The 13,117-nt window shown below is 37.2% G+C and carries 13 protein-coding genes; 12 read left to right on the top strand and 1 reads right to left on the bottom strand.

What is annotated here, in order from left to right; translation table 11 throughout:
• The first annotated feature begins 131 nt into the window (after positions 1 to 131).
• Entirely contained in the window at positions 132 to 389 is a 258-nt protein-coding gene (locus tag NSQ85_RS00915) for a hypothetical protein (protein WP_000101623.1), read from the top strand.
• Positions 382 to 3,531, top strand: a complete 3,150-nt coding sequence (locus NSQ85_RS00910) for a VirD4-like conjugal transfer protein, CD1115 family (RefSeq protein ID WP_340780937.1) — start codon at positions 382 to 384, stop codon at positions 3,529 to 3,531. The genes NSQ85_RS00915 and NSQ85_RS00910 overlap by 8 nt, the downstream gene beginning before the upstream one ends.
• 53 nt (positions 3,532 to 3,584) lie before the next feature.
• Here NSQ85_RS00910 and NSQ85_RS00905 read toward each other — a convergent pair whose 3' ends face one another.
• Positions 3,585 to 3,887: a hypothetical protein gene (locus tag NSQ85_RS00905; RefSeq protein ID WP_340780936.1), complete on the bottom strand. Its 303-nt coding sequence runs from the start codon at positions 3,885 to 3,887 to the stop codon at positions 3,585 to 3,587.
• A 185-nt stretch (positions 3,888 to 4,072) separates the two neighbouring features.
• On the opposite strand from NSQ85_RS00905, the gene NSQ85_RS00900 reads away from it, so the two are divergent.
• From NSQ85_RS00900 to NSQ85_RS00855, 10 genes are all read left to right on the top strand, one after another.
• Positions 4,073 to 4,870, top strand: coding sequence for a ParA family protein (locus NSQ85_RS00900; protein WP_340780935.1), 798 nt, complete (start codon positions 4,073 to 4,075; stop codon positions 4,868 to 4,870).
• A gap of 89 nt (positions 4,871 to 4,959) precedes the next feature.
• Positions 4,960 to 5,202 (top strand): hypothetical protein, encoded by a 243-nt coding sequence (locus tag NSQ85_RS00895; protein WP_027974260.1) that lies wholly within the window; start codon positions 4,960 to 4,962, stop codon positions 5,200 to 5,202.
• Positions 5,203 to 5,360: 158 nt separating this feature from the next.
• Positions 5,361 to 5,840 (top strand): hypothetical protein, encoded by a 480-nt coding sequence (locus tag NSQ85_RS00890; protein WP_340780931.1) that lies wholly within the window; start codon positions 5,361 to 5,363, stop codon positions 5,838 to 5,840.
• Positions 5,841 to 5,959: 119 nt separating this feature from the next.
• Complete coding sequence (locus NSQ85_RS00885) at positions 5,960 to 8,137, top strand: pLS20_p028 family conjugation system transmembrane protein (protein ID WP_340780930.1); 2,178 nt, start codon at positions 5,960 to 5,962, stop codon at positions 8,135 to 8,137.
• A 5-nt stretch (positions 8,138 to 8,142) separates the two neighbouring features.
• Positions 8,143 to 8,427 carry a BRCT domain-containing protein gene (locus tag NSQ85_RS00880; protein ID WP_003045958.1) on the top strand — a complete coding sequence of 95 codons (285 nt, stop codon included), beginning with the start codon at positions 8,143 to 8,145 and terminating at the stop codon, positions 8,425 to 8,427.
• A gap of 140 nt (positions 8,428 to 8,567) precedes the next feature.
• Positions 8,568 to 8,873, top strand: a complete 306-nt coding sequence (locus tag NSQ85_RS00875; RefSeq protein WP_003045960.1) for a hypothetical protein — start codon at positions 8,568 to 8,570, stop codon at positions 8,871 to 8,873.
• Positions 8,873 to 9,517: a hypothetical protein gene (locus tag NSQ85_RS00870; RefSeq protein ID WP_340780929.1), complete on the top strand. Its 645-nt coding sequence runs from the start codon at positions 8,873 to 8,875 to the stop codon at positions 9,515 to 9,517. Before NSQ85_RS00875 ends, NSQ85_RS00870 begins: the two co-directional genes overlap by 1 nt.
• A gap of 9 nt (positions 9,518 to 9,526) precedes the next feature.
• Positions 9,527 to 11,476 (top strand): hypothetical protein, encoded by a 1,950-nt coding sequence (locus NSQ85_RS00865; protein ID WP_003045965.1) that lies wholly within the window; start codon positions 9,527 to 9,529, stop codon positions 11,474 to 11,476.
• Between the two features lie 19 nt (positions 11,477 to 11,495).
• Positions 11,496 to 11,756, top strand: coding sequence for a hypothetical protein (locus tag NSQ85_RS00860; protein ID WP_340780928.1), 261 nt, complete (start codon positions 11,496 to 11,498; stop codon positions 11,754 to 11,756).
• A 13-nt stretch (positions 11,757 to 11,769) separates the two neighbouring features.
• Entirely contained in the window at positions 11,770 to 13,107 is a 1,338-nt protein-coding gene (locus NSQ85_RS00855; RefSeq protein WP_340780927.1) for a CHAP domain-containing protein, read from the top strand.
• The last annotated feature ends 10 nt before the right edge of the window (positions 13,108 to 13,117 follow it).

Here is a 13,117-nt window from a genome sequence, read left to right as displayed (position 1 = left end):
TGCTTTTTATTATGTACAAAAAGTTATATAACTTTTGTACAACTCTCTAATTTGTCCGCTTAACGCAGAAAAAGCAATTATCCCTTAGACTAATAGTGTATTCAAAATCACATCAGAAAGGATAATTGCTTATGGCAAGAAAACAAACAGATGATCAATCAGATGAATTGATGGCTGAGTCTCTTCAGGTGGAAAACTATCTGAAACAGGGGAGAAGTTGTCATCGCTATACCGTTCAATTAGGAATTGAGCAGGGGATAAATTCCTATCTGGAAAGATACCAGCTTGCATCACCTCAATTACAATTTAAAATATTCCTCTTTTCAAGTTTCTACGGTGAGAAAATCAAGCGTTTCTTAGAAGAAATCAGAGGTGAACGGTATGTATAGTTGGATAGAGGCCATTTATTACACGCTTATTCAATTAGCCAAAGTCAATAGGTTCAATGCTCTCCTCCTAGTTAGTTTTGTAGGCTATCTGGGGTATCAGGGAATAAAAGTTGTGAGAGAACCACTTAGAAATCTTTTCTGGTTGATAAGAGGCTTGATAGATGATAGAGAACTTTTCAGGGAACGTTTCATAAATAAGGGTGCAGAATTAGCTCATATCTTGAAGAATCGTCATGAAATTGACTGGAAGTCAGCTGGTAAAGTTAAGAGTAAACAGTTCTGGAATCTTATGAAGCGACTTATGACAGTTGTTCCTTCATTTTTATTCTTGCTGATTGGTAACCTTCTCTTCCGTCTTATCTATAAATTGCCCTTTGTGAAGCAAGACAGAAAGCGATTTGACAAGGAAATGAAGCCTCTGCTCTACTTCAAAAACTACCGTAGTTTTGTATTCATGGGTTTGGGCTTCAGTTTTATTGCTTTAATTTTGACGAACTATTTGGTAACTGTTTTAAGGGCAGCTATCCGCTTCCTTTATTTCTCACTCATAACATTGAGGGATAGCAGTCAAGTTGTCGTCTTTAATGTTGATAGCTTACTGATTCAGAATTTATTTAATGCTAGAGTATTTCTGGTAGCACCGATTCTAGCAGTACCAATTTTTATCATTGGTTTAATCATTGCCTGGCGTTCAGCTTGGGTCAATTTTGAACAATATCGTGACTATAACCATAATGAGGAAGGTGATGACCGCTTTGCGACAGTCAAGGAAATTCACCAACAGTATAAGAAAGTTCCCAATAAAACAGAAACTTATCCAGGTGAAGGTGGTGTACCAGTCCTACATGAGACGAGAACGAATCTTACAGGTTTAACATTAGGTTCTCAAATGCTTTGGCAAAACCGCACTTTTAGCCGATATCTGACGAATGCTGAGAGAGTCTTAGGGATTTATGCGAAAGCTTCAGGTGATTATTACATCGATGACAGCACCACTAATATGCTTGGTATTGGTATGACACGTTCTGGTAAAGGTGAAGGGCATATTACAACGACTATTGATATCAATAGTCGTGCAGAAATTCAACCGTCGATGGTTCTTGCCGATCCAAAAGGGGAACACTATCAGTCATCATATAAAACCATGCGCCGACGTGGCTATGATGTTAATGTCCTATCTTTCCAGAATATGGATTGGTCTATGTCTTATAACCCTCTAGCTCTTGCAATAGCAGCGGCCAAGAAGGGTTATTATGAAATGACACAGACAAGGGTTAATGCGGTTGCTGAAGCAATTTATCGTAAAACGAAACCAGGTGTTGGCAACGGAAATGCCAAATATTGGGAAGATACCTCTATTTCGCTCTTTAATGCGATTGCTATGGCTCTCATTGACCGAGCTAATGAAACATTCAAGAATGGAGAAACGGATGCCTGGGACACGGTTACAGTTCGAAATATTGCCAAATTCTTAACCGATTTGGGTTCTGAAGAAGTCTTTGTTAATGACTTTGGAGAAATCGTTGAGAATCCAGATCGAGAGCAACAAGTTAAGAAGAAATCTAAAATCACGGTTTACTTTGATAACTTGCGTAAAATCAATCAGGAACAGTTTTCTAAGTTTAGAGATATGGCAGACCTTAACTTTAGGTCGTCTGACTTTGCTTCAGAAGAAACAAAAGGAAACGTATTCTCTAGTATGATGTCTGGTATTAATCTGTTCTTGCAAGATAACATTGCTAAACTCACGTCTAAAAATTCTATTGACCTAGAATCAGTTGGTTTCCCACGTCGCTTATCGGTTAAGTTTCGTTCAAGTTCTAATGTAGCTATGCGTAACGAATACGCTCATAAAACTGCTAAGGTGACAATTACCAGTCAATCGGCTTGGGGTAAAACAACTAGACAAGTTCTTCACGTAGATGCTGCAACGGCTTTGATAGATGGTGAAGGTTATCTTACCTATGTGATTGAACCAAAACTTCCTGATCGGTTCATAGTAACGATAGATTTCAACCATGAAAATAATGGTGATTCAGCTATCCGTAACAAGACCTTCCAATTCTCAGCTGAGAAAGTCTATAAGAAGCGTGGTAAAATCATTGCGCTGGATGAATACTCTAGGAAACCTATTTTGGATTATATCAAAGTTACTGTTCTCAATGAACAAGATGATAACCTTCTCCAAGAAGGAGATATCGATTTGATTTATTCAGACAATCCTAAAGTGATTTACCTGGTAACACCACCAAACCGTACTGAATATAATAGTATTGTGTCGCTGTTCTTGGATCAGCTGTTTAATGCCAATTATGAGTTAGCTCTGTCAAATGGCCGTAAGTGCGTTAACAGGATTCTTCATATCCTGGATGAGTTCACAAACATACCAGCAGTTCCTCATATGGATACTAAGATTTCTATTGGGCTTGGTCAAAACATTTTATACTATCTCTGGATTCAAAATCTGGAGCAGTTGACCGATAAATATGGTGAAAATATCGCAGCAACTATTCAAGATAACTGTTCGCTTAAAATCTACGTTAAATCTACCTCTAATAAAACTAATGAACGCTTCAGTAAGGATTTAGGAACACGGACAATCACACGTCGCAGACGTTCTAGCAATATCTTAGATGAAGCTAACCCTAACGTGTCTATTGAAAATCCTAAGCAAGAATTGCTAACACCTACACAATTAGCCAAACTCCAGGAAGGTGAAGCGGTTATTCTACGTGGGGTTAAAGGTCGAGATAACGTTGGTCGTAAGGTAACGACAGATCCAATTTTCTTGCACGAGAAGACCAGCCTTCCTTACCGTTATATGTTCCTTCAAGATGAGTTTGATCACTCTACGACATTGGCTGATATTCCAGTAAATAGTGAGCATAGAGAGCTTGATCTTCAAGATATAGCAGTAGGAGCACAAAGCACTTTTAATAAAATTATTGATTGGCGTACGGCACTAACTGATCGTATGAGAAGTAACGGAGAACCTCCTCAATTAGCTACAAGAAAGCAGCAACCAAAACCTTTATCTCAAGCTCAGTTCACCTCTCCAGATGAACTAACACATGCTATTATTGCAGATGTTTTTGATGAAGAAGAGGATGACGATATCTTCTTTGTAGATGATGTAATCTAACTTAGAAAAAAAGCTCTTAGAGTTTATCTCTAAGGGCTTTAAAATAGAATAATTTAGATATTGCCTAAAATTTTTCGAAGTTTGTTTAAAACAATAACACCATACTCTACGTCTATCTCCCTTCTAGAGGAAAGTAACTGATAGCCTAAATTTTTAAGTTTGTAGGCATGGCTATTAGTAGTATCACTTCCTGAATCGAAATGAATTTGAGAGGCATACCGATTGTAGATTTCCTCTAATTCAGTATTTATATAGTTAACTGTTTCTTTGGCTTTAGGATCGTTAGATTTCCCTAACTCAATTAAAAGTTCGTCAATGTGATTAATGGTTTTATCTAATCGTTCTAATGGATTCATGAGGGCCTCCTATTTGATGATAATTCTACTATACTAAGTTCTTTGATGAATTTCAAATAAAAAATGAAATATTGACTTAATATAAAAATATTTACAAAAATAATAATTAAAATATGTATTTTAATATTGATAACAATAATAATTTATATTATAATAAATATATAAAATAAAAGAGGAGCATGGACATGAAAATTATTTCTTTTTCAAAAATTAAAGGTGGTGTAGGTGCTACAACAAATGCCTTGTTACTAGGTCAAGAGTTAGCTAGACGAGGGTTTAAGGTTTTATTTATGGATAAAGATCATCAGTGTAATCTAACACATTATTATGATATTTACCAAGAGAGCGGAACTATCGCAAATATCTATACAAAACAAGGAAATGTAGATATCTTACCTGTTGCCCCTAACATTGATTTAATACCTGGTTCTATGAGACTAGATGAAGTTGAACGTCAGCTGGAAACTAATCCAAACCAAAATATGTTTTTATATGACTGGTTAGATGATCACTATGACATTCGTGAACTAGGTAATTATGACTATGTTATTATAGACTGTCATCCAGACTTTGGGATTGCTACTAGAAATGCTATTGCAGTCAGTCATATTATTATTAGCCCACTTATTCCAAGTGACTTCGCTTTTGAGGCTAAAGAAAATTTAGAAATTCGTTTGGAAAATTACCGTAAACAGGAAATTGTTCGTCCAAGTCGTGAATCGTTGATAACTGCTAAACTCTATTTTCTTCCAAATATGATTAAGCATAATACTAAGAAATCAAAAGAGTTATTACAGGCTATTGATGGTGAAGTCAATATTTTAGGGCAAATCCCACATAAAGAACTTTTTAATAGAATTACAAAAGATCATACAATGATTGATATGATGTCTGATAAAGCGACTTATCAGGTGCATCGCTCTTTCTTCAGTCAGATTCAAGAGACACTTGAGCAAATGATTTCTATTATTGACGAGAGTTGATAAATGTATTAAAATAGTTATTAAAATAAATATAAAAATAGTTATATAAATCATGATTAAAATAGCTATCAAAATAAAAAGGAGAAAAGATGGCATTTACTTCAAAGAGAGAACGTATTGAGAAATCGCTTGGTGAAAAGATCCAAGCACCACCTCAATCAACTAAAACAAGACGAGCAGGAAGACCACCAGGTAAAATAAAACATCCTTACACGTTCACTTTAAAGCCAAAAAATCGTGAAAAACTAGATTTAATTGCAGCTGCTGAGGGTCATAGTGGGGCTTCAACTTTTTTAGATAACTGGATTGAAAACTATAAATTGGATTCTTAGAAGGTGAAATAAAAGGGATTACTAAGCGATTCATATATTTATTAAAATCATTATATAAATAATTATTTTTATTTTGGTAAGCTCCGTTTTTTAGTACCCTTAGACAAAGTAAACTGTATTTGTTATAATGTAATCAGCAAATTGAGGAGAAGGTTGTTATGAAAATGAAAAAATTGTTTAGTCTATTGATGCTAGGGCTTGCGCTTATTCTTCTAGCAGCCTGTGGTCAAAAATCAGCTGAAGATATTATCAAAACAGAATTAAAAAATAGTTATACAGGGTATTCAGAAAATCCAGGTGGCATTTATCCATTTAGAGCTGGTGATGATGTATTAACCTTTAATAAAAAAGATAATTCGATTACTAATAGGTATGGGAATATGAAATATTTTTCAGTTATTTCTGATCAGGAGCTTCCTTCAGGAATAAAAAATACTATTGATGAGTTAGAATCTGAATTAAAGGGAACTGATAATTTTACCATAATTGTTAGTCGTGAAAAGAATCCGACACGTAAAGATTCTGAAGGTGTTTATCAAATTGCGTTAACAGATAAGGGAAAAAGTATCCGTATTTTTGAGTTAGGTAGAGACCAACGAAGTTTTGGTTATTATGATTTTTCAGGAACATCTAAATAATGAGAGAGTCTCGCATAGGCGAGGCTTTTTTCATATTTCCTGTGACTTGTCCGCTTAACGCAGGAATTTTCATTATCCCTTATGATGGAGGTATCTTATAAAGAAAGTAGGTACCTTATGTGAAATATGATACTTATTCCGATTTAGTTAATGACCTAGAAACTGGTTTTCTAGATTGGAATGGTGCGACTAATGGGAATATCACAGGCGAGAATGCAGAAAAGATGGCTTCATTTTATAAATATTGGAGTAACTACCTTGATTCAACCCCAGCCTTTCTCTCCTTTTTAGCCTATATACCAGGTGCCATTGCCAAAGCTCTATATTCCATTACAGCGAGTCTAGAACATGTCTTTAATAATATGTTTAAGCTCTTTGGACTATTCGGATATTTAGGAGATAACAACACTGTTATCGGACAATTTTTCTTCTGGTTTCAGGTGATAGGAACAACACTATTTAGCTTGATTTTAGTTGTTTCTGCAATAGCTGGTGTTTTTACTAAGCCAGTCAAATACAAAGGGGTGATAACTAACTTCCTTCTAGTAACGATGGTTACGGCTGTGTTACCTTTGGCTTTAACATCCGTTTCATCGGTGATTGCTCAAGATGCAATGAATATTCAAACCGTATCTAGTGAAGCACCTGATGGAACTGAACACTATTCATCTTTGGCGATTCAACCAATGAAAAATAATGTGGTAGATCTTAAAGTATTGATTGATAATGATTTTTCAACAGAGCTTTTTCCGCTGGATTATTATGGGTATATCAAGCCCCCTAAAGAAGGCTCAACTCCAGTCAATAATATTACAGATAGCATTGACAAGAGAGATACTACTGACTTTGCGACACGAATTGATTTTGGGGCAACCTATGGAGCTTCAAATGCAGATTTATTAAAAGAAATGGAGGATAAGCAAAAAGGTTTAGAAGGTTTGTTTCTGCATAAGCTAAATGCAAATCAAAATGGTGTTGAAACTATTACTAAGCATCGAATTGTAGGTGAATTAAATGCCTTTGAACCAGTCTATATGCGATACAAGGTTAACTGGATAGGCATGTTCATGCAGTACATTATCCTGATTGTCCTATTGATTTCCATGTCAATCAAATTGGTTAAATCGGTCTTTGATATTGTGATTGAGGCTATGATTTCACCACTTCAGGGATATACTTCTCTATCAAACTCTAAGAAGTACAAAGAACTCCTACGAACCATAGGAGGAGCTCTTGCAGGTATCTTCTTTGAAGTAGTGATTATGCGTGTGACGTTGGAAATCCTACGTGACCTACCAACGTTATCGGTGTCCGCAGTCACTAAGCTATCAGGTGGTTTCTTTGATGGTCTTGGTATGTGGGAACAATGTCTTGCGGCTTCACTTGTTTATATTGGTGTCTTCTTTGCTGCTATGCAAGGGGTATCAATGATTGAACGTTGGCTTGGCGTTTCTACTGGTCATAGTGATACAGCCCAACAACTCCTTGGAGCGATGATGATGGGTAATGCCTTTGCGACAGGTGCTGGAGCTATCGGTAACGGAGCTATGGCTATGGGAGGCTTTGGACTTGATATGGCTAAGAAAGCTCCTGGAGCAATGGTAGCAGGAAGTAAAGTTCTTGGAAATAGTCTGGCAACAACTGGTGGTGGAATTCGAGGTGCTTTCAATGCTGCTAAAGATCAAGGTGCTTTGAATGCAGTTAAAGGTGGCTTGAGTAACATGTATAGTGCTGCTGACCTTGCAGGTAAAGAGGCTGTCGGTAAAGCGAAAGACTTTGCAGGTGGTATAGCAGATAACTTAGGTCAAAAAGAGCAGGCTGCCCATGATGCTGTTTATAAAGGCATGAAAAATGATGCAGTTCCGCCACGTGCAGGATTTGATTCAACAATCAATCCAAATGCAGAATTTACCTTAAATCCTTCTGGACAATATGGAGGGGAAAGTTTATTCTCAGATGAGCCTAGCCCATTTGAAAATACAGATAGTGGCCCAAGTGGTGGTGGTATTACAGATCCAACAGTGACACCAGCAGAACCGTCTGGCGAGGCCTTCGGTGGCATTAGTGATCCAACTCCACCAGCTAGAGACATTCCTCAATCTATTGAAAATAATCCACTTCCCAATGTTACCCATGAAGCACCCAAAAAAACTGAAGGCTCAACGGTTTCTAAACGTAACTTCCAACAATCAATGAACCAAATGCAGTACATGAACCAACAAATGCAACAAGCAGGTCAGCGTATGCAAGGACAATCTCATATAAGAGGTGCTGAAATTGATGAAAGTGAAGAGTAAGCTCTATGTGTGATGTTGCAGGTAAGGTTGTTGTGATTACAGGAAGTTTACGACCAATGAGCCGACAAGATGTGATTACCTTCCTGGAGAAAAAGGGAGCAATCGTTCAAGGATATGTCTCTGCTCAAACAAATATTCTTCTTGCAGGTCATAAACAACTAGATCTTTTTGAACCAGATAGACGGTCTAAAAAGTATGAAGCTGCAATATCCAGAATAGCAGAAGGGCAAGAAATCACAATTTTGTCAGAAGAATCATTCTTCAATATGGTTAAGAAGTCTCAATCTTGAGGCTTCTTTTTTATGTAAAAAGTTATATAACTTTTTGTATAAAAACGGCTCTTCAGTTTGAGATGATACAATTTGTCCGCTTAACGCAAGAATTTTCATTATCTCTTATTATGGAACTATACAAGAAAGGAGTTAGATAAATGGATGAAAAATACGGTGTTCCACGTGACATCTATGCCAAAGTAAAAATCATAGGACTATTCATGGCCGATATTGTTTTTGTAGGAGGCTCAGCGGTTGCTGCGGTTTCTATTGGAACTAAGATATTCCCAACGAGTCAATGGGCACAGTTACTTGCCTTTATTATTTTGACACCGCTTATGTGTCTCTATCTAGTTTTACCAGCCAATGGCGGAAAGAAAAATTGGCATAGCATGCTTCTCTTTTTCAGGAGACGACGGAAACGATACATTAGTTTGAATTATCAGAGAGGAGAGAAACGTTAATGGCTATTAAACAAAATCAAAAGCAGCCTGAAGTTAAACGACAATTAGGGCGTAAGCAGGAAAAAAAGCACAGTCAAGAATATTTTGACCTTCATTCATGTGTAGAATTGCTTGATGTAAAGTCAATTATTGATAATCGTCAAGCTTACATTCAATTAGTTGATTACGGTTATCTTCAGTTGATGGAAATACCAGGAAAAGACTTAGGATCACTTTCCTATAATGAAATTCGACGAACAATTGATATTTTTGAGAAATGGTTGACTGACTTTAACACTGATATTCAGATTGAAACAACAACCTTGCCAACTAATACAGATACTCAGATTATGGATCTTCGTCATCATTTGAGCCTCGTTCGGCAAGAAAAGGCAAAATTACTACCTAATTCACGTCGGTACTTACAGCTTCTTGATCGTGAGGCCTTACTGATCAATGAGATTCAAGTTGAAGAGAGTATTCAACAAGAAATCTACAATACAGAGTTTATTTTGTGGCTCTTTGCACCAACTACAACGGAGTTAGATGACCTAGTACGTAAGGCTAAGTCTTATGGGAATAATGATTTTGTTCCTCAAGAAATAACCAGGGTTAAGAAAGAACAAATTATCAAGCAATTCAATAACATGAACGAAAAAGTATAGGAGGATAACATGCCAGAACTTTCAAAACGCAGACAAAGACAGTTAAAAGCGCAAGGTTATGATCTTGCTTTTCTCAGTCGCATACAACCACAAGGTAACATTGATTTCAAAAAGGATGATCGCTCCTGGATCAGTGGGGACGGTTATCATACAGCACTTCATTATTACGAATACCCCTCAGAAGATTTAGACCGTTTCTGGTTATCAGATTTAATGCTGATTCCAGGCACACGTTCGTTTTTATCTCTCTATCGAGCAAATAACAAAGAGCTGAAGCAAGAAATCAAAGATGCTATTGAGGAAAAATCAACTCGTATTACTGGAAACAGTAAGATAGTTGATAACCAACAAGAACTAGATGAAATCAAAGACTTAACTCAACTGGATAGAGACATTACCAAGAAGAATATTGCGATGCTAGGAATGTATGTTCGGAACTATTCTTCTGCATCAACTAAAGAAGCTCTCTTCAAGCAAGTAGAGGATATTAAAGACAAGACTTCTAACTTTAAGTCAACCATCCTTTCAGGTGAACTTGACTTTGAATATCATGCTCCATTCATACCAGCCCAATATCAAATTGATTTACCCAACCATAGACGAGGTATTCCTATTAGGGCGCATGATTTGGCCGGTGGTTATTTCTTCAATCACACCAAACTAGAAGATTCTAAAGGTGTTTACATGGGATGGACACCAACCAAAGGAGCCGTTAATTTTAACTTTTTGCAACGTGATCAACGTCGAACTCGTTCCTTTATGATTATTTCAGGGAACCCTAAGATGGGGCAGCGTTCTTTTCTGTTGAAGCATACAGATGGCCTTTATGCCAAAGGAAACTATATTCGTAACTTTGATGCAAATGGGACATTTCTCGATCAGACGAGACACCAGCATGGTCTGATTCTTGATTTATCAGGTGAAGCTAACCGTATCAATATTTTCCAAGTGTTCCCAACAGTAACAAATGAAGATGGAACAGAGATTGATAAGAAGAAATCCTATAATCTACATATTCAGAAGTTAAAGAGTATCTTGAAACTACTTAATAGTGAAGTAACAGGGGATGATTTAACAACCTTCGGTAAGATGCTCAATGAGTTTTATATTGAAGAAGGTTTGTGGGCACGTAATCCTAAGTTGAATCCAGAGAAGTTAAAAGCGACTGATTTAGTAAATGAGGAGTATCCAGTCCTAACAGATTTTATCCACTTTGCGGAAGACTATAAGCGTAGTTTATTGGCACAAAGTCAACCAGATGAAATTGAAATTAAATCTGTTAACCGTATTCATAATACTTTTGATGAACTGCTAACAACAAACTCAGAGATCTTTGAAGGCACAACTGAGTTCCAGGATATTTCGTCTGAGCAAGTTGTTACTTTTGACTTCTCAGGCCTTAAAGGAACCCCTCACTTACTTAATGCACAAATCTTTTCAGTGCTATCCCTGGTTTCAGCTGATATCGTCAATAATGGTAAACGCTGCAAGCAATTATTAAAAGCTAATCCTAATCTAACAGAAATGGATATGGAGCATTATATTGTTAATATCAGTGAAGCTCAAACATTGATCAATCCTAAGTATGAAAGCAGCGTTGAACTACTAGCTGATATGATTGACTCGATGGGAGAGAACTTTGCAGGTGTGGTACTATCGGTTAACTCTCTACGAGGAATTTTATTTGAATCAGGAGCAGGTAGTCATAAAGATCCGTATGTCACTGCTGTTCAGCGTATCTTTGGATTGATGCAGTACCGTGTCTTTGCTCAAACTGATGAAACAAGTATTCCTTTGCTTGCTAATGCCTTGGTAGGCTCTATGAATCAATCAGAGCTGGAAACATTGCCACGCTTAGTAAAAGGGCAATTATTTATGAATATTGCTGGGGTAGGCAATCTGGTCTTTAACCAGCAGTTATTAACGCCAGAAGTACAGAGATATGGTGGTATTCAGTAGAAATAGAAAGGTGACGGATATGTCAAATAAAAATCCAAATAAACTTGGACCAATTGAAAGACGGAAGCAAGCAATCAATAACTATGTGACCGTACGAAAAATTAAGAGTCAGGAAATTAGAGATTATTTTGCCTCGGATGGTGAGTCTGATCCAGAACGCTTAGTCGCTCAAAAAGCACGTGATCAAGAATTTTTAAGAGGATTAAAGAAACTTGGTATTGGGTTCATCGTCTTCTTAGTGTTCTACGCTATTCTAAAGACAATTCTTGGTCTTTGGTAGAAGGGGGAATTATGTGAAAAAAGCAGTTCTATTTAAGATACTAGCACCGCTTATCTCTCTTGTGTTTCTAATTAGTATTGGTGTAACCATACTAGCAGGTATTTTGGGGGCTGTTAGTAGTTCTCAAACGAATTGTACAACTGAAGTAGCAATATCTACCTCTACAGAGTCCTCTATTTCTTCAGGCGATGGATCAATTGATTCATTTGTTAAGGAGCACAAAGAGGCTTATATCTTGTCTTGGAAAGCTGGTGGCTTCTTACCGTCTGCATCGATCACGCAGACCATGATTGAGAATGGATTCAATTTCTCTAACCCTAACGGAACATCATTCTGGCAAGCCCATAACATGGGTGGTGTTAAAACATCTAGCAAGAGCAACTTCCCTGTTACTCTAGCAACTTATGGTGAAGATAGTGTTGACCTAACAGGAACGAAATCAGGAGCTAATGTAGGAGATGGTACAGGTGGAGCTTACACCTGGTTCTCCAGTTATGATGCTGGTATTGTTGGTAAAGCAGAGTTTATGGCTCACCAAACACTCTATACTAAGGCTATCAACAATACGGATGGCATAGCGACTCTAAGTGCTATTGCAGACGGTGGCTGGGCTACTGACGGTACTTATAAAACTAAGCTTATTGACATGTACAATACGCTTGGCAAAAAGTATGAATGGCTGGATAAGGAAGCTATCAGCTCTCATGGTGATAAACCTTATAAAGCAGTCACAGCTTCAGCTGGAGATACTGGTCCATCTGATACTTTTACAAGCAATAGTAAAGATTGTAGCGATTCTTCTTCAGGTGGTGCCACTGATGGTACAGGAACAGTTCCAGCTGATGCGACAGCCTGGGGATATAGTCCTGATAACTTACCAGAGAGTCTAAAGCAGTATATCATTGATCCTAAATCGCTTGGCATGGCCTATGCAAGCTCTTCTGGATGGTTTAATCCAGGTAGTGATTATTTAGCTGGTCAATGTGTTAATTTGACAATTAGCGTGGGAAACCATCTTTGGGGACATTCAGGGTCGGTTACTGGAAACGGTAAAGACCAAGCAGCAGCATGGGCTAGCATCTTTGGCAATTCTGTCAAAACTACTCCTAAAAAAGGAGCTATCTTTTCTACACAAAACGGAGGTGGTGGTTATGGCCATACTGGTATTGTGTGCCATGTTTTTGAAAATGGTTCAATTTTGATTGTAGAGCAAAATACACCACTTTCAGGGGCAGATTATTTCAAAAAATCTTATACCTGGAACTATCGTATCTGGACACCAGAGCAACAAAAGGCAGAAATTACTACCTTTGCTTATCCAGATGGAAAAGAACCAAAACTTGGAAAGTAAAAGGATAAAT

This window comes from Streptococcus sp. FSL L8-0526, from assembly GCF_038007145.1.
Taxonomy (GTDB): domain Bacteria; phylum Bacillota; class Bacilli; order Lactobacillales; family Streptococcaceae; genus Streptococcus; species Streptococcus thermophilus.
The sequence above is the reverse complement of the archived record's forward strand: the minus strand, read 5'-3'. Positions and strand labels throughout refer to the sequence as shown.

Bases quoted from the DNA above. Each gene is read 5' to 3' on its own strand.
- NSQ85_RS00895 (WP_027974260.1), top strand. From the start codon at position 4,960: ATGGCATTTACTTCAAAGAGAGAACGTATTGAGAAATCGCTTGGTGAA.
- NSQ85_RS00865 (WP_003045965.1), top strand. From the start codon at position 9,527: ATGCCAGAACTTTCAAAACGCAGACAAAGACAGTTAAAAGCGCAAGGT.
- NSQ85_RS00910 (WP_340780937.1), top strand. From the start codon at position 382: ATGTATAGTTGGATAGAGGCCATTTATTACACGCTTATTCAATTAGCC.
- NSQ85_RS00915 (WP_000101623.1), top strand. From the start codon at position 132: ATGGCAAGAAAACAAACAGATGATCAATCAGATGAATTGATGGCTGAG.
- NSQ85_RS00905 (WP_340780936.1), bottom strand. From the start codon at position 3,887: ATGAATCCATTAGAACGATTAGATAAAACCATTAATCACATTGACGAA.
- NSQ85_RS00890 (WP_340780931.1), top strand. From the start codon at position 5,361: ATGAAAATGAAAAAATTGTTTAGTCTATTGATGCTAGGGCTTGCGCTT.
- NSQ85_RS00860 (WP_340780928.1), top strand. From the start codon at position 11,496: ATGTCAAATAAAAATCCAAATAAACTTGGACCAATTGAAAGACGGAAG.
- NSQ85_RS00880 (WP_003045958.1), top strand. From the start codon at position 8,143: ATGTGTGATGTTGCAGGTAAGGTTGTTGTGATTACAGGAAGTTTACGA.
- NSQ85_RS00875 (WP_003045960.1), top strand. From the start codon at position 8,568: ATGGATGAAAAATACGGTGTTCCACGTGACATCTATGCCAAAGTAAAA.
- NSQ85_RS00900 (WP_340780935.1), top strand. From the start codon at position 4,073: ATGAAAATTATTTCTTTTTCAAAAATTAAAGGTGGTGTAGGTGCTACA.
- NSQ85_RS00870 (WP_340780929.1), top strand. From the start codon at position 8,873: ATGGCTATTAAACAAAATCAAAAGCAGCCTGAAGTTAAACGACAATTA.